Origin of the sequence: Kitasatospora sp. SC0581, from assembly GCF_048159585.1 — a bacterium.
Classification (GTDB): Bacteria; Actinomycetota; Actinomycetes; order Streptomycetales; family Streptomycetaceae; genus Kitasatospora.
The window spans coordinates 87,375-103,425 of sequence record NZ_JBLRWA010000008.1; the positions used below are offsets into that span (position 1 = coordinate 87,375).

General features: G+C 72.4%; 9 protein-coding genes. 3 read left to right on the forward strand and 6 right to left on the reverse strand.

All coding sequences use genetic code 11. From position 1 onward, the window contains the following. Positions 1 to 202: 202 nt before the first annotated feature. From ACLWS4_RS15755 to ACLWS4_RS15770, 4 genes are all read right to left on the reverse strand, one after another. Positions 203 to 703: an ATP-binding protein gene (locus ACLWS4_RS15755; protein WP_074001473.1), complete on the reverse strand. Its 501-nt coding sequence runs from the start codon at positions 701 to 703 to the stop codon at positions 203 to 205. A 197-nt stretch (positions 704 to 900) separates the two neighbouring features. After that, entirely contained in the window at positions 901 to 2,145 is a 1,245-nt protein-coding gene (locus ACLWS4_RS15760) for a L,D-transpeptidase (protein ID WP_107418682.1), read from the reverse strand. Positions 2,146 to 2,330: 185 nt separating this feature from the next. Beyond that, entirely contained in the window at positions 2,331 to 3,584 is a 1,254-nt protein-coding gene (locus ACLWS4_RS15765; RefSeq protein ID WP_234348164.1) for a L,D-transpeptidase, read from the reverse strand. A 196-nt stretch (positions 3,585 to 3,780) separates the two neighbouring features. Further along, positions 3,781 to 5,067, reverse strand: coding sequence for a L,D-transpeptidase (locus ACLWS4_RS15770; RefSeq protein WP_416874409.1), 1,287 nt, complete (start codon positions 5,065 to 5,067; stop codon positions 3,781 to 3,783). A gap of 175 nt (positions 5,068 to 5,242) precedes the next feature. On the opposite strand from ACLWS4_RS15770, the gene glgX reads away from it, so the two are divergent. Further along, on the forward strand, positions 5,243 to 7,408 hold the full coding sequence (glgX, locus tag ACLWS4_RS15775; protein ID WP_416874410.1) for a glycogen debranching protein GlgX: 2,166 nt from the start codon (positions 5,243 to 5,245) through the stop codon (positions 7,406 to 7,408). Between the two features lie 7 nt (positions 7,409 to 7,415). On the opposite strand, the gene ACLWS4_RS15780 is transcribed toward glgX, so the two are convergent. Then, on the reverse strand, positions 7,416 to 8,843 hold the full coding sequence (locus ACLWS4_RS15780) for a family 2B encapsulin nanocompartment shell protein (RefSeq protein WP_375876971.1): 1,428 nt from the start codon (positions 8,841 to 8,843) through the stop codon (positions 7,416 to 7,418). A gap of 234 nt (positions 8,844 to 9,077) precedes the next feature. Here ACLWS4_RS15780 and ACLWS4_RS15785 point away from each other — a divergent pair, with 234 nt between their 5' ends. Together ACLWS4_RS15785 and ACLWS4_RS15790 are read left to right on the forward strand one after the other, a co-directional pair. Beyond that, on the forward strand, positions 9,078 to 10,952 hold the full coding sequence (locus tag ACLWS4_RS15785) for an ABC transporter ATP-binding protein (protein ID WP_074001469.1): 1,875 nt from the start codon (positions 9,078 to 9,080) through the stop codon (positions 10,950 to 10,952). Further along, positions 10,949 to 12,796: an ABC transporter ATP-binding protein gene (locus tag ACLWS4_RS15790; RefSeq protein WP_074001468.1), complete on the forward strand. Its 1,848-nt coding sequence runs from the start codon at positions 10,949 to 10,951 to the stop codon at positions 12,794 to 12,796. The genes ACLWS4_RS15785 and ACLWS4_RS15790 overlap by 4 nt, the downstream gene beginning before the upstream one ends. A gap of 139 nt (positions 12,797 to 12,935) precedes the next feature. Here ACLWS4_RS15790 and glgP read toward each other — a convergent pair whose 3' ends face one another. Continuing rightward, complete coding sequence (gene glgP, locus ACLWS4_RS15795; RefSeq protein ID WP_049651957.1) at positions 12,936 to 15,602, reverse strand: alpha-glucan family phosphorylase; 2,667 nt, start codon at positions 15,600 to 15,602, stop codon at positions 12,936 to 12,938. Positions 15,603 to 16,051 lie beyond the last annotated feature (449 nt).

Here is a 16,051-nt window from a genome sequence, read left to right on the forward strand (position 1 = left end):
CAGCCCAACGGCGGGCGACACCGCACGCCGCCCTGGGTTGATGACTTCGGCGGGCCCGACCTGGCACTGCCGACGCCCATCGCGCGGCACGCACCCCCTTGGCCGGCGCGATGACTTGCAAGGGCCCCCGCCCGCCGGACCACGGCGAATCCGGGGGCCCTGCGCGTTTCCCCACAAAAAAAGCGCCGACCGGCCGGACGCCTCAGCCCCGCTCGCGCACCTTCAGCTCGAACCAGACGCCCTTGCCTCGCGGCAGCAGGTCCGCGCCCCAGCGATCGGCGAGGTCGTCGACGACCCTCAGCCCCCGCCCGCGCTCGTTCACCGGCTGGGCCTCGGCGAGGATCATGCAGGGCAGCGCCCGGGAGGAGTCCCGGACCTCGATCCGGAGCCAGCCGGGCTTGCGGCTGACGTGCAGTCCGATGGTGCGTCCGGCCGCGTGCCGCACCGCGTTGGACACCAGCTCACTGGTGAGCAGTTCCCCGGCCTCCAGGTGCTGGTGGAGCTCCCAGGACTCCAGGACCGAGAGCACCAGCCGACGGGCCACCGGGCCCGACTCCGGCCGGGAGGGCAGCCGTACCTCGTTGGGCGCGGACTGGTCGCACAGTCTGCTGGAATACATCTCCTCCAGCTCCGCGGAGGTGAGCCGCTCCAACGCCGAGAGCCCGCCGCCCTGGACGTCGATCCAGGACACTTCGGCGACCACGCCGGCCCCGGAAACCAATGACTGATCTGCTTCGCCCCAACCCGCCATGCGGACCATCATTGCGGAACGCAAGCAGCCGCGTACGGACAATGAGCAAACGATCTCTCCGCGTCGGCATATGCCGGATGCAAGAAGGGGTCCCCCCGGGCCGACTTCCGTCAATCCCGGGTTGACCCCTCCCCCACCTCAGCGGCGGTTTACCAGGCGCTCCACGGGACGTTCCAGCCGCTCAGCCCGTTCGACGGGTCGAGCGTCTCCTTCCGGATCGAGTTCTTCACGATCATCACGTCACCGATCAGCGAGCCGTCGTAGAACTTGCCCGCCGACGTGCCGGAGCCGCCGCCCTCGACGTCCTTGAGGCCCACGCAGCCGTGGCTGACGTTGTCCTCGCCGAAGGTCCTGCTGCTGCTCCAGTAGTTGCCGTGCACGTACGTGCCGGAGTCGGTGAGCCGCATCGAGTGCGGGACCTGGAGGTCGTACGGCGCGCCGGTCATGCCGGGCATGCTGCTGGACTGCATCCGCACCACACCCTCCTTGGACATGACCACCATCGTGCCGTTCCAGGTGGGGTGTTCGGGTGCGCCGGCGCTGATGTCGATCTCGCTCGACTGACCACCCTGTACGACCGTCATCTTGTGCGCAGCGGCGTCAACCGTCGAAATCTGGGACCGCCCGATCGTGAAGGGCTCGTCCCGGTCCGCGCCGTACACCCCGGGGGCGATCTCGACGCTCTTCAGCCGGTACTTGACGGTCACCTTGGTGTCCGGCGCCCAGTACTGCTCGGGGCGGAAGTCCAGCCGGCGGTCGCCGAACCAGTGGCCCTTGACCACGGTGCCGTTGCTGGTCTCGAAGCTGATGCCGCGGGCGACCTCGTCCCGGTTCTTCACGTCCTTGCTGAAGTTCACCGAGACGATCATGCCGACGCCGTACGTGGCGTTGTCGTCCACGTTGTCCGAGGCCTTGGCGAGCGCCGTCGGGGTCAGCGTGGTGAAGTCGCTGTCCGCCGTGGCGACCGCGCCGTCGGCGTCCGCGGCCATCGCGCTGACCCGGTAGGCGGTGCCCACCTCCAGGCCCGCCGCGGGCGTCCAGGAGGCGCCGTCGGCGGAGATCGTCCCGGGGACCTCCTTGCCGCTCTTGTCGCTCACCTTGACGGTGGTCAGCTTGCCCCCGGTCGCGCCGACCTTGAGCGCGTTCGGCGCCACGTCCACCGAGCCGGCCTTGGGCTCGATGCTCACCGCGGCCGTGGAGACCTTCGGCGTCTTGCTGCTGGGCGCCGCCTCCGTGGGCTTGGCGCTCGCCGCGCCGGCCGCCAGATCGGCCTTGGCCGCGCTCCCCCCGCCCCCGTTCCCCCCGTTTGCCCCGCTGCCCCCACCACAGGCGGCCGTCAGCGCCATCGCCCCGCCGACCAGACCGACGGCCACCACTCTGCGTATCGACCTCATCGTCGATTCCCTCCCTCAGAAGATCCGAGAAACTCCCCGTGGACCCGACGGACCCGACCGGTATACGCAACCGGCCACCGGAAAGGTTGCGCCATGCGCGGGGCTGCTCGCCCCGGAAACCGCGGCGGCCCGACCCCAACGAGTGAGGACCGGGCCGCACGACGGACGACGGACGCCGAAGGGGCCTACCAGGCGGCCCAGTCGACGTTCCAGCCGCCGAGCCCGTTGGAGGGCGCGACGGTCTTCTCCTTGGTGTTCACGACCTTGATCGGGTCACCGATCATCGAGTCGTTGAAGAACTTGCCGGCGACGGAGGAGTCGCTGCCGCCCTTCACGTCCTGCATCGACACGCAGCCGTGGCTGGCGTTGGTCTTGCCGAACGGGCTGGCCCAGTAGTTGCCGTGCACGAAGGTGCCGGAGGTGGTCAGCCGCATCGCGTGCGGCACGTCCTGGATGTCGTACTCGCCGCCGAGACCGACGGTCTGCGAGTTCATCCGGGTGACCTTCTCCTTGGACATGACCACCATCGTCCCGCCCCAGGACGGCGTGGCGTCCGCGCCGAGGGTGACCGGCAGGGTGGTGCTCTTACCGTCCCGCTCGACGGTCATCTGGTGCGCCTTGGCGTCCGCGGTGGAGACCATCGACCGGCCGATGGTGAACGGCTCGTCCTTGTCCACGTCGCCGTAGATGCCGGGGGCGACCTCGACGTTCTTCAGCCGGTACTTGACGGTCACCTTGGTGCCCGGCGCCCAGTACGCCTCCGGACGGAAGTCCACCCGGCGGTCGCCGAACCAGTGGCCCTTCACCACGGTGCCGTTGCTGCTCTCGATGGAGATGCCCTTGACGACGGCGTCCTTGTTCTTGACGTCCTTGTTGAAGTTCACCGAGACGATCATGCCGACGCCGTAGGTGGCGCCGTCGCTGATGTTGTCGTTGGTGGAGATCTTCTTCTCGGGCGTCAGCGTGGTGAACGAGGTGGTGGACGCGGCCACCAGGCCCTCGCCGTCCTTCGCCTGGGCGTTCACCTTGTACGCCATGCCGACCGCGAGCGCGCCCGCGGGCTTCCAGCCGGAGCCGTCCGGGGTGATCGCGCCCTCGACCGGCTTGCCGTCCTTGTCGGTCACCTCGACCGTCGTCAGCTTGCCGTTCGAGACGGACACCTGCAGCCCGTTCGGCGGGACGTCCAGGGCACCGTCCTTCGGCTCCACGGCCAGCACCGCGGCCGAGGGCTTCGGCGTGGCCGACCCGCCCCCGTCCGCCGCGGCCGAGGCCGCGCTGCCGCCGCCCGAACCCCCCGTACCACCCGAACCACTGCCCTTGTCGTCGCCACAGGCCGCGGTGAGCAGCAGTACCCCGCCCATGACCAGCGCCATCGCACTCTTCCGCCCGTAGCGGTTGGTGGTGCGTATCGCGGTGCCGGCCGTCTTCCCCGTCTTCACGGTTTCTCCCCTCCCGGTATTCACTCTCTTGACGCGTTGAGTGCCCCCGTGAGTTGCACCGGACGTGGATCTTTCCGGGCCGGGCTGCGGGCGCGCCGGAGCAGGATAGCTAAGCCGTCCGAGTGAATCCTGAGAGGAGTCGGTTGACGCGGGCGTGAAACCGTGGTGAAGACAGGACGTAACGGGCGAACGGGACTTACGGCAGCGCCGAAGCGGACGAAGTGGCTGTCGGAGCGGCGGACGAAGCGGCCGCCCCCCGCCCCAGCGCGCTCCCCGCCACCCACTGCTCCCACGGCACGTTCCAGCCGTTCAGCCCGTTCTGCGGCGGCACGAAGTCCCCGGACGAGGCCTTCACCTCCAGCACGTCCCCCTCCAGGGTGTGCTCGAACAGCCAGCCCGCCGGGGAGTCCTTGCTCGCCCCGCCCTTGGCGTCGGACAGCCCGATGCAGCCGTGACTAGTGTTCGCCGAGCCGAACACCCCCGGGTCCGCCCAGTAGTTGCCGTGCACGAAGGTGCCGGAGGCGGTCAGCCGCATCGCGTGCGGGACGTCCTTGATGTCGTACTCGTCGCCCATGCCGACGGTCTGCGAGTTCATCCTGGTCACCTTGTACTTCTCCGACACCACCATCACCCCCCGGTAGGTGGAGTGGTCCCGGCTGCCGCCGGAGACCTTGAGCACCCGGACCACCTTGCCGCCCTGCCCCGCCCGGACGGTCAGGGTGTGGGCGTCCAGGTCGACGGTGGAGACCTGCGCCCGCCCGACGGTGAAGTGCAGCTCCCGGCTCTGGGTGCCGTACTCCCCCGGCGCGCCCTGCACGTCCTTCAGCCGCAGCGCCACCGTGACCCTCGTCCCGGCCGCCCAGTACGCCTGCGGGCGGAAGTCCAGCCGCTGCCCGTCGAACCAGTGCGCGGCCACCGGCACCGGCGGATCGGCGGTGACCTGCACCGCCTTCTCCACCGCCGCCCGGTCGGTGATCGGACGGCTGAACCGCAGCGAGACCGGCATCCCGACCCCCACCGTGGAACCGTCCTCCGGGGTAAAGAACGCCACGAAGGTGTGCGTCGGGGTGACGGTCGTGAACGCCGAGTGCTGCGCCGCCCGCTGCCCCTGGTCGTCCTCCGCCACGGAGTCCACCGTGAAGGCCGTCCCAAGCGGCAGCGGCCCGTCCGGCGCCCACTCGCCGCCGTCGGCCGCGATCGTGCCCGGCACCTCCGTGCCCTTCCCGTCCGCCAGCCGCACCGAGACCAGCCGCCCCTGCGCCACCGTCACCCGGACGGCCCCCTCCGGCCGCACGTCCTGCGCCCCGTCCACCGGCTGCACCGAGAGCACCGCCCGCGAGGGCGCCGCCGGGGCCGTACGCCCACCCGGCCCCACCGCGTCCCCGTCCGGCACGCCCGGAGGCCCGCCGCACCCCGCCAGGACCGCCACGCAGCAGGCCACCGCCGCCACGCCCCGCGCCCACACCCGTCCACGGCGCCGCATCCCGGGGCCCTCCCACTGTTCAAGTCCGATGCCCGGAACAACGAGAACCCTCCCAACGAAGACACGCCGCCCCCGAAACCCCCGCTCCCGAAACCCCGGACCGCTTCCGGCCAACACATTCCGGGAAAGAGAAGGTGAATGGACCCAGAACACCCCGCCCAGGGAGGCCCCCGCCATGGCGTCAGAACAGCAGCTGAACCCCGGCAGCTGCCAACCCCTCGGCGCCCGCTACCACCTCGACCGCACGGGCCGGCGAGGCACCAACTTCGCCCTCTGGGCCCCCGCCGCCGAAGCCGTCGAACTGTGCCTGTTCGACGAGGACGGCCAGGAGACCCGCCACCACCTCACCGAGCAGGACGTCCAGGTCTGGCACGGCTTCCTCCCCGGCGTACGCCCCGGCACCCGCTACGGCTACCGCGTGCACGGCCGCTGGGACCCGTGGACCGGCGCCCGCTGGAACCCCGCCAAGCTGCTGCTCGACCCGTACGCCCGCGCCGTCGACGGCTGTTACACCTCCCACGACGCCGCCTGCGCGGCCGTCCGCAACTGGCCCGAGGCGGACGTCGCCGACACCGTCCGGGACAACCGCGACTCCGCGCCGTACGTGCCCAGGTCCGTGGTCGTCCACGACGAGGACGACTGGTCCGACGACCGCCGCCCGAAGACCCCGTGGGCCGAGACCGTCCTCTACGAGCTGCACGTGCGCGGCTTCACCATGCGCCACCCCGACGTCCCCCCGCCGCTGCGCGGCACCTACGCCGGCCTCGCCCACCCCGCCGCCCTCGCCCACCTCACCCGCCTCGGGGTGACGGCCGTCGAGCTGCTGCCGGTGCACCAGTACGCCAGCGAGGACCACCTCCAGGCCCGCGGCCTGGTCAACTACTGGGGCTACAACACGATCGGCTACTTCGCCCCGCACGCCGGCTACTCCGCCTCCGGCTCCCGCGGCGGCCAGGTCGGCGAGTTCAAACGGATGGTCCGCGCCCTGCACGCCGCCGGGATCGAGGTGATCCTGGACGTGGTGTTCAACCACACCGCCGAGGGCGCCGAACTCGGCCCCTCGCTCAGCCTCCGCGGCATCGACAACGCCGCCTACTACCGCCTCCCGCCGAACCGCCCGCGCGGCTACGCCGACTACACCGGCTGCGGCAACACCCTGGACACCCGCCGCCCCCAGGTGATCCGGCTGGTCACCGACTCGCTGCGGTACTGGGTCACCGAGATGGGCGTGGACGGCTTCCGCTTCGACCTGGCCGCCGCCCTGGCCCGCGGCGGCACGAACGGCGGCGACGCCGTCGACACCGACCACCCCTTCCTCGCCGCCGTCGCCCAGGACCCGGTGCTGAACCGGGTGAAGCTGATCGCCGAGCCCTGGGACGTCGGCCCCGGCGGCTACCAGGTCGGCGGCTTCCCCCCGCTGTGGGCCGAGTGGAACGACAAGTACCGCGACACCGTCCGGGACTTCTGGCGCGGCGCCCGCCCGGACGTCCGCGAACTCGGCTACCGCCTCTCCGGCTCCTCCGACCTCTACCAGCGGGCCGGCCGCCGCCCGTACGCCTCGGTCAACTACGTGACGGCGCACGACGGTTTCACCCTGCGCGACCTGGTCTCCTACGACCGCAAGCACAACGAGGCCAACGGCGAGGACAACCGGGACGGCACCGACGACAACCGCTCCTGGAACCACGGCGCCGAGGGCGAGACCACCGACGAGCAGGTCAACCGGCTGCGCCTGCGCCAACTGCGCAACCTGACGGCCACCCTGCTGCTCTCCGCCGGCGTCCCGATGCTCACCGCCGGGGACGAACTGGGCCGCACCCAGGGCGGCAACAACAACGCCTACTGCCAGGACAACGAGGTCGGTTGGCTGGACTGGTCGCTGCTGGAACAGCCCGGCTGGCAGGAGCTGTGCGCGCTCACCGCCCGGCTGGTCCGGCTGCGCCGGGACCACCCGGTGCTCCACCGGCGGGCGTTCTTCTCCGGCCGGGCCACCACCCCCGGCGGCCGGCCCGACCTCACCTGGTTCACCCCGCGGGGCACCGAGATGACCGAGGCCGACTGGTTCGCGCCGACCGCCTGCCTCGGCATGCTGCTCTCCGGCTCCGCGCTGCCCGAATGCGACGAGGCCGGGCGGCCGATCGGCGACGACGGCTTCCTGCTGCTGCTCAACGCGGGCCACGAAGCGGTGGTGTTCACCCTGCCCGCGGCGGCGCCGGCCCCCGGCTGGGAGCCCCTGGTCGACACCGCCGCCGCACACCCCGACGAACCGGCCCCGGCCGGCGCCGTCGTGCTGGGCGGGCGCTCGCTGCGGCTGCTGCGCGCGCCCGCCCCCGCCACGTAGCCGGGGCTCAGCTCCCGGCGTGCCCGAGCTCGACGTTCTCCAGCACGCCGATCGCGTCCGGCACCAGCACCGCCGCCGAGTAGTAGGTGCTCACCAGGTAGGAGGCGATCGCCTTCTCGTCGATGCCCATGAAGCGGACGTTCAGACCCGGCTCCACCTCGTCCGGGATGCCGATCTGGGTCAGGCCGACCACGCCCTGGTTGTCCTCGCCGACGCGCATCGCGATGAACGCGCTGGTCTGCTGGTCGGACACCGGGATCTTGTTGCACGGGAAGATCGGCACCCCGCGCCAGGTCGGCCGCTGCTTGCCGAGGACGTCCACGGTGGACGGGTAGACGCCGACCCGGTTGCACTCCCGCTCGAAGGCCGCGATCGCGCGCGGGTGGGCGAACAGGTAGTCGGTGTCGCGGCGCATGCTCAGCAGCTCGTCCAGGTCGTCCGGGGTGGGCGCCCCGGCGCGGGTCTGGATCCGCTGGTCGAAGTCGGTGTTGCCGAGCAGGCCGAACTCCGGGTTGTTGATGATCTCGTGCTCCTGCCGCTCCCGCAGGGCCTCGATGGTCAGCCGCAGCTGCTCCTCGGTCTGGTTCATCGGCTGGTTGTAGAGGTCCGCGACCCGGCTGTGCACCTTGAGCACGGTCTGCGCGACGCTCAGCTCGTACTCGCGCGGCCTCAGCTCGTAGTCCACGAAGGCGCCGGGCAGCTCGTACTCGCCCTGCCGGCCGGCCGCGAGGTCGATCTCCGCCTCGCCGTGCTCGTTCTGCGCCTGCGCCGCGTCCGCGGCGAAGCCCAGCAGCTGCTCGCGCAGCGACTCGGAACGGCCGATCAGCTCCTGGAGCACCGGCCAGGACAGCGCCATCGCGACCCCGGAGGTGCTCGCCTTCACGGTGTACGGCCAGCTGCCGCCGCCCTCGGTGATCGCCTCGTCGCCGACGTGGTCGCCGTCGGCGAGCGTGCCGAGCACCGTCACCTCGCCGTACTTGCCGGTGCCGATCCGGTCCACCTTGCCGTGCGCGATCAGGAACACCTCCTCGATCGGCGCCCCCTCCTGCACCAGCACCTCGCCCTGCGCGAAGTCCCGCTGCACGAACCGGCGGGCCAGCTCGGCCAGCACCTCCTCGTCCTCGAAGCCGCGCAGCGCCGGGACCTCCGCCAGCGAGGGGGCGATCACCGTCACCGCGGCGCCGGTCTTGGCGAAGCTCACCCGGCCGCGCCCGGGCGCGTAGCTCAGCCGCCGGTTGACCCGGTAGGTACCCGCGCTGACCTGCACCCACGGCAGCATCTTCAGCAGCCAGCGGGAGGTGATCTCCTGCATCTGCGGCTTCGACTTGGTCGTCGTCGCCAGGTTCCTCGCCGCGGTCGTGCTGAGGCTGAGCTGGGCCCGTACCTGCACGATTGCCGAGCCGGGGCCGGGGGTGGGCTCGGTTTCGACCGTCATCTGTGCACTCCTGTCACTCACGCACCACTGGACATCCGTACAGGACGTGTCATCGGCTCATCGGCAGGCGCCCGCAAGAGGCGCACGGCGCACTCCTACCTGCACGAATGGCGGCGCACGCCCCCTAATTCGCGCCCGCACCGCCCGTCCGAGTGGCCGGTTCTCGCCGGGCGCTACCGACAGGGGCGAAAAACCGGATGAGAAATGACGGCCCGTCTGCCTACCCTCACCGCGATGGCCGAGAACAGACAAGACCCCGAGAACCCGACCCCGGGAAGCCCCCAGAGCGACGGAACCGGCCCCGCCGGGCCCGGGCCGCGGCACTCCACGGTCCGCTCCCTGCTGCGCCTGTGGCCGTACGCGCGCGCCGTCCGCGGCCGGCTGGCCGTCTCGGTGACGGCCGCCACCCTCGGCATGCTCAGCACCCTCGCCGTCCCGGTGGTCCTCGGCCTGATCGTGGACGGCCCGCTCGCCGAGCACGACCTGGCCGGCCTCTGGCCGCTGGTCGGCCTGCTGCTGGTCCTCGGCACGGTCGAGTCCGCGCTGTTCTACACCCGCCGGGTGGTGCTGGCCCGCCCGCTGGCCGGGCTGGAGACGGCGATGCGCGGGGACCTCTTCGCCAAGCTCCAGCGGCTGCCGGTCTCCTTCCACGACCGCTGGGGCTCCGGCCAGCTGCTCTCCCGGGCCACCGCCGACATGTACACCATGCGGCTGTTCCTGGCCTTCCCGCTGGTCTTCCTGATCGTCAACTCGGTGATGTTCCTGGCCGGCACCGTGGTGATGTTCACCCAGGACTGGCGGCTCGCGCTGATCGCCCTGGTGCCCGTCGTCCCGCTGTTCGTGCTCACCCGGCGGTTCGAGTCCGGCTTCTCCGGCGCCGCCCGGCTCGCCCAGGACCAGAACGGGGACATCGCCACCCTGGTCGAGGAGTCCGTCCTCGGCATCCGCATCCTCAAGGCCTTCGGCCGGCACCGGTCGATGACCGAGCGCTTCCGCGCCCAGGCCCAGGAACTGCGCCGCACCGAACTGCGCAAGGCGCACCTGCTCGCCAACCTCTGGGCCGTCATCGTCGGCCTGCCGGAGATCGCGCTCGCCGGCGCCCTCGCCGTCGGCGCCTACCTGGTGGCCCACGACGACCTGAGCGCCGGCACCCTGGTCGCCTTCCTCTCCACCGCGCTCGCGCTGCGCTGGCCGGTCGAGTCGCTCGGCTGGCTGCTCGCCTACGCCAACGAGGCCGCCACCGCCACCGACCGCTTCTTCGAGGTGCTGGACGAGCCGGACACCCCCGAGGCGGACACCCCCGCCCCGGGCACCGCCGCGGCGCCCACCGCCCCGGACGGCATCCGCTTCACCGGCGTCCGCTTCCGCTACCCCGACGCCCCCGACGACAGCCCCGACCTGCTGGCCGGCGTCGACCTGCACATCCGCAGCGGCGAGACGATGGCCCTGGTCGGCGCCACCGGCAGCGGCAAGACCACCCTCACCGCCCTGCTCCCCCGGCTGTACGAGGCCACCGCCGGCACCATCACGCTGGACGGCCGGGACATCCGCGAACTGCCCCGGCCGCGGCTGCGCGAACTCGTCTCGGTCGCCTTCGAGGAGCCCACCCTGTTCTCCGCCACCGTCCGGGAGAACGTCCTGATGGGCGCCCCGGGCGCCGGCGAGGAACAGCTGCGCACCGCCCTCGACACCGCCCAGGCCGGCTTCGTCGAGAAGCTCCCGAACGGCCCGGACACCGAGGTCGGCGAGCAGGGCCTGAGCCTGTCCGGCGGCCAGCGCCAGCGCCTCGCGCTGGCCCGCGCGGTGGTCGGCGACCCGGCCTTCCTCGTCCTGGACGACCCGCTCTCCGCCCTGGACGTGCACACCGAGGCCCTGGTCGAGCGGGCCCTGCGCGAGGTCCTCGGCACCACCACCGCCCTGGTCGTCGCCCACCGCCCCAGCACCGTGCTGCTCGCCGACCGGGTCGCGGTGCTGGCGGACGGCCGGATCACGGCCGTCGGCACCCACCAGGAACTGCTGCGCGACTGCGCGCACTACCGGGAACTGATGTCGGGCGAGGCCGCCCTGATACCCGACGGCCCCCTCGCACCGGAAGGAGCGCGCGCATGACCACCACCGCCGAACCCGTACGGGCCGAACCCGTCGCGCCGGCCGAGGAGGAGCTCCCCCCGCCGCCCGCCGACGAGGAGGACATCCCCGTCCCGCCGGGCGCACCCCGGGCGCTGCTGCGCTCGCTGCTGCGCACCCACCGGGCCCGGATCACCGTCGCGATGGTGGTGATCCTGGTCCAGCAGGCCGCGCTCCAGTCCGGCCCGCTGCTGGTCGCGGTGGCGATGGACCGCGGCATCCCGGCCCTGCGCGAGCACGACTCCGGCCCGCTGGTCGCCGTGGTCGCGGCCTACCTGTTCTGCGCGCTGCTCAGCCCGGTGCTGCAGTGGGTCTTCATCAAGATCAGCGCCCGGGTCAACCAGGACATCGTGCTGGAGCTGCGCGGCCGGATCTTCCGGCACGCCCAGCGGCTCAGCCTGGACTTCCACGAGCGCTACACCTCGGGCCGGATCATCTCCCGCGCCACCAGCGACATCGACGCGCTGCGCGAGCTGCTCTCCGAGGGCCTCCAGGAGCTGCTGACGGTCCTGCTGTCGGTCTGCTACATCTCGGTGCTGCTGGTGGTGCTGGACTGGCGGCTCGGCCTGGTCTCGCTGGCGTCCTTCCTGCCGCTGGCCCTGATCGCCCACTCCTTCCGCCGCCGCTCGCGCCGGGTCTACCGGCGCTCGCGTACCTCGGCCGCCTCGCTGATCGTCCGCTTCACCGAGACCATGAACGGCATCCGCCCGGTGCAGGCCTTCCGCCGGGAGAAGGCCAACGACGCCGCCTTCGCCGTGGTCAACCGGCAGTCCGCCACCGCCACCGCGGACGGCCTGCTGGAGATCGCCCGCTACGTCGGCCTCTCCCGCCTCACCGCCAACCTGTGGTTCGCCGGCGTGGTGCTGCTCGGCGCCTACCTGGTCGTCGACGACGCGCTGGAACTGGGCGTGCTCACCGCCTTCGCGCTCTACCTGCGCCGGCTCTTCGACCCGGTCGACCAGCTGGCGATGTTCCTGAACAGCTACCAGTCGGCCGCCGCCGCCCTGGAGAAGATCGCCGGCCTGCTCGCCCACGAGCCGACCGTCGCCGAGCCGGCCGAACCCGCCGAGCTGCCGGAGGCCTCCGGCCAGGGCCGCGCGGTCGCCTTCGAGGGCACCCGCTTCGCCTACCGGACGGGCAAGGAGGTGCTGCCGGCCTTCGACCTGCTGATCCCCGCCGGGCAGACGGTCGCGGTGGTCGGCGCGACGGGCGCGGGCAAGTCCACGGTCGCCAAGCTGCTGGCCCGCTTCTACGACCCGACCGACGGCCGGATCCGGCTGGACGGCGTGGACCTGCGCGACCTGGCCACCCCCGAACTGCGGCGCGGCGTCGTGATGGTGACCCAGGAGTCCTTCCTGTTCTCCGGCACCGTCGCCGAGAACATCGCGGTCGGCCGCCCCGGCGCCACCCGGGAGGAGGTCGAGCAGGCCGCCCGGGACATCGGCGCGTACGAGTTCATCGCCGCCCTGCCGGACGGCTTCGACACCGACGTGCGCAAGCGCGGCGGCCGGATCTCGGCCGGCCAGCGCCAGCTGGTGGCCTTCGCCCGGGCGCTGCTGGCCGACCCGGCGGTGCTGATCCTGGACGAGGCGACCAGCTCGCTGGACGTCCCCGGGGAGCAGGCCGTGCAGCGGGCCATGCGCACCGTGCTGGCCGGCCGGACGGCCGTGATCATCGCCCACCGGCTCTCCACCGTGGAGATCGCCGACCGTGTCCTGGTGATGGACCAGGGCCGGATCGTGGAGGATGGCTCCCCACAGGAGCTGATCGACGGCTCCGGCCGTTTCGCCGCCCTCCACCGGGCCTGGCGGGACAGCCTGGTCTAGGGCCCCGGCCCCGGACCCCACGAATGTGCCCGTCCGGGTGCGCCGTCACGCACCCGGCCGGGCATTCCCCATTTCCCGCACGGAGGTACGCGGGCGGCCGCCCACCCGGTTCACCACCGGTGGACGGCCGCCCGCGGCCTCAGCGCAGCAGCCCCGCGTCCATCCCGGCCGACTCGGCCGGCAGCGCGACCAGCCCCAGCTCGGCCGGCGAGGCCAGCCGCGGGTGCGCGGGCAGCACCCGGACGGTGTAGCCGAACGGGCCGGTCCGGCAGAGCTCCAGCGAGCCCTCGTAGCGGATCCGGCCGTCCAGATCGGGCCCGCCGACCGGCTTGAGGGCGAGCAGGCAGGCGTCCGAGATCCGGTCCCGCTCGTCCACCCGGCCGGAGACCGCCTGCACCTCGACGTCGCCCGGCCGCAGCGTCCCGAGCGCGACCTGCACCCGCAGCTCCAGCGAACTGCCCAGCTCCTGCGCCTCGGTCGGGCAGTCCGCCTCGACGTGCTCGACCCGGACGGCCGGCCAGGCCTCCCGGACCGTCGCCTTCCAGAGCGCCAGCTCGCGCGCGCCGTGGCCGTGCTGCCCGGCCAGCTCCCGCTGGGCCTGCGCCGCCGGGGCGTACAGCCGCTCGACGTACTCCCGGACCATCCGCCCGGCCAGCACCTTGGGCCCGAGGGTGACCAGGGTGTGCCGGACCATGGCGATCCACTGCTGCGGCAGCCCGTCCGCGTCCCGGTCGTAGAACCGGGCGGCGACCTGGTTCTCGATCAGGTCGTAGAGCGCGGCCGCCTCGATGTCGTCGCGCCGCTCGGCCTCGCCGCTGTCCGGGTCGAGCGCCCCGCCGCTCTCGTCGGCCGTGGGGATCGCCCAGCCGTTGCGGCCGTCGAACCACTCGTCCCACCAGCCGTCCAGGACGGACAGGTTGAGGCAGCCGTTGAGCGCCGCCTTCATCCCGGAGGTGCCGCAGGCCTCCAGCGGGCGCAGCGGGTTGTTCAGCCAGACGTCGCAGCCCGGGTAGAGGCGCTGGGCCATCGCCATGTCGTAGTCCGGCAGGAAGACGATCCGGTGCCGCACCGCCGGGTCGTCGGCGAAGGCGACCATCTGCTGGATCAGCCGCTTGCCGCCGTCGTCCGCCGGGTGGGCCTTGCCGGCGACCACGATCTGCACCGGCCGGGTGGGGTGCAGCAGCAGCGCGCGCAGCCGCTCCTGGTCGCGCAGCATCAGGGTGAGCCGCTTGTACGAGGGCACCCGGCGGGCGAAGCCGATGGTGAGCACGTCGGGGTCGAGCACCGAGGAGACCCAGCCGAGCTCGGCCTCGCCGGCCCCGCGCCGGCGCCAGGAGGCGTGCAGCCGGCGGCGGGCCTCCTCCACCAGCTGGGCCCGCAGGGCGCGCCGCAGTTGCCAGACCTCGGTGTTGCCGATCCGCTCCAGGCCCGTCCAGCGCTTGCTCTCGCCGGTGGTCATCGCCTCCTCGGCGCGCTCGGCGCCGATCTCGGCGGCGCCGAGCCGGACCACCGCCGGGTCGATCCAGGTGGCGGCGTGCACGCCGTTGGTGACCGAGGTGATCGGCACCTCGGCCGGGTCGAAGCCGGGCCACAGGCCGTTGAACATCGAGCGGCTGACCTCGCCGTGCAGGGTGGAGACCCCGTTGGCGCGCTGGGCCAGCCGCAGGCCCATGGCGGCCATGTTGAAGAGCTTCGGGTCCCCGTCCTGCCAGCTCTCGGCGCCGAGCGCGAGCACCTGCTCGACCGGCACGCCGGGCAGCGCGGCGTCGCCGCCGAAGTGGCGGGCGACCAGCTCGCGGTCGAAGCGGTCGATGCCGGCCGGGACGGGCGTGTGGGTGGTGAAGAGGGTGCCGGCCCGGACGGCCTCCAGGGCGGCGGCGAAGTCGAGGCCGGTCCGGTCGTCGGCGACCAGTTCGCGGATGCGCTCCACGCCGAGGAAGCCGGCGTGGCCCTCGTTGGTGTGGAAGACGTCGGGGGCGGGGTGCCCGGTGAGCCGGCAGTAGGCGCGCACCGCCCGGACGCCGCCGATGCCCAGCAGCATCTCCTGGAGCAGCCGGTGCTCGCTGCCGCCGCCGTACAGCCGGTCGGTGACGTCCCGCTCGGCGGGCGAGTTGGCCTCGATGTCGGAGTCGAGCAGCAGCAGCGGGACCCGCCCGACCTGGGCCTTCCAGATGTGGGCGGCCAGGGTGCGGCCGCCGGGCAGGGCCAGGTCGACCCGGCCGGGGGTGCCGTCGGCCTCCCGCAGCAGGCTGACCGCGAGTTCGTCCGGGTCGAGCAGCGGATAGCGCTCCTGCTGCCAGCCGTCCCGGCTCAGGGACTGGCGGAAGTAGCCGTGCCGGTAGAACAGGCCGACGCCGACGACCGGCACGCCGAGGTCGCTGGCGGCCTTGAGGTGGTCGCCGGCCAGGATGCCGAGCCCGCCGGAGTACTGGGGCAGCGCGGCGGCGATGCCGTACTCGGGCGAGAAGTAGGCGATCGCGGCGGGCAGCGGGGCGGCGTCGGACTGCTGCCGGGTCTGGTACCAGCGGGGGCCGGTCAGGTACTCGCGCAGGTCGTCGGCGAGGTCGCCGAGTCTGCGCAGGAAGCGCCGGTCGGCGGCGAGCGCGGCCAGCCGGGCGGCCGGGACCTCCCCGAGCAGCCGCACCGGGTCCTCGCCGGTCGCGGCCCAGACCTCCGGGTCCACGGACCGGAAGAGGTCCCTGGTCTCGGGGTGCCAGGACCAGCGCAGGTTGAGGGCCAGCTCGTGCAGCGGCTGGAGTTGTTCGGGCAGGACGGTGCGGACGGTGAATCTGCGGATTGCCTTCACGGCGTGAAGCGTAGCCGTGGCGGTCGGCCGGACAGTGCGTCAAGTGGACTATTGGGCATCCGTTCGGGCTATTGATGAGATCGCATTCGGCGCATTGGACTGCACGGGGGGCGCGCGAGGCGCACATTTCGGGGGCCCGCGCTACCAATACGTGAACTCTTCGGTACGGCTTCATTTCCGATGGCGCATCCACCCGGGAGAAGGCCCGAAACTACTGTCGTACCGCTGCAAAAACCTTGTCGCCGGTGCGAGGATGACCGAAGGTCGTTGATGCAGTGGGGAGTACGACGACGGGTGGCGTCCCCCGCGAAGCAGCACGTCCGAATCCTTTTCGTGTTGTCCGTTCCCGTCCTTCTTAGCCCATTCGGCGCTCACCGCGCACGGACGCGTGTCCTCCCTGCCGGCCCGCTCGTTCACGGGTGGACCGGGTCGGCCGGGGCGCGCCCGGC

What these genes read in the sequence shown, in the direction of transcription:
- ACLWS4_RS15760 (WP_107418682.1), bottom strand. Translation starts at nt 2,145, where the DNA reads ATGAGGTCGATACGCAGAGTGGTGGCCGTCGGTCTGGTCGGCGGGGCG.
- ACLWS4_RS15770 (WP_416874409.1), bottom strand. Translation starts at nt 5,067, where the DNA reads ATGCGGCGCCGTGGACGGGTGTGGGCGCGGGGCGTGGCGGCGGTGGCC.
- glgX (WP_416874410.1), top strand. Translation starts at nt 5,243, where the DNA reads ATGGCGTCAGAACAGCAGCTGAACCCCGGCAGCTGCCAACCCCTCGGC.
- ACLWS4_RS15780 (WP_375876971.1), bottom strand. Translation starts at nt 8,843, where the DNA reads ATGACGGTCGAAACCGAGCCCACCCCCGGCCCCGGCTCGGCAATCGTG.
- ACLWS4_RS15785 (WP_074001469.1), top strand. Translation starts at nt 9,078, where the DNA reads ATGGCCGAGAACAGACAAGACCCCGAGAACCCGACCCCGGGAAGCCCC.
- ACLWS4_RS15790 (WP_074001468.1), top strand. Translation starts at nt 10,949, where the DNA reads ATGACCACCACCGCCGAACCCGTACGGGCCGAACCCGTCGCGCCGGCC.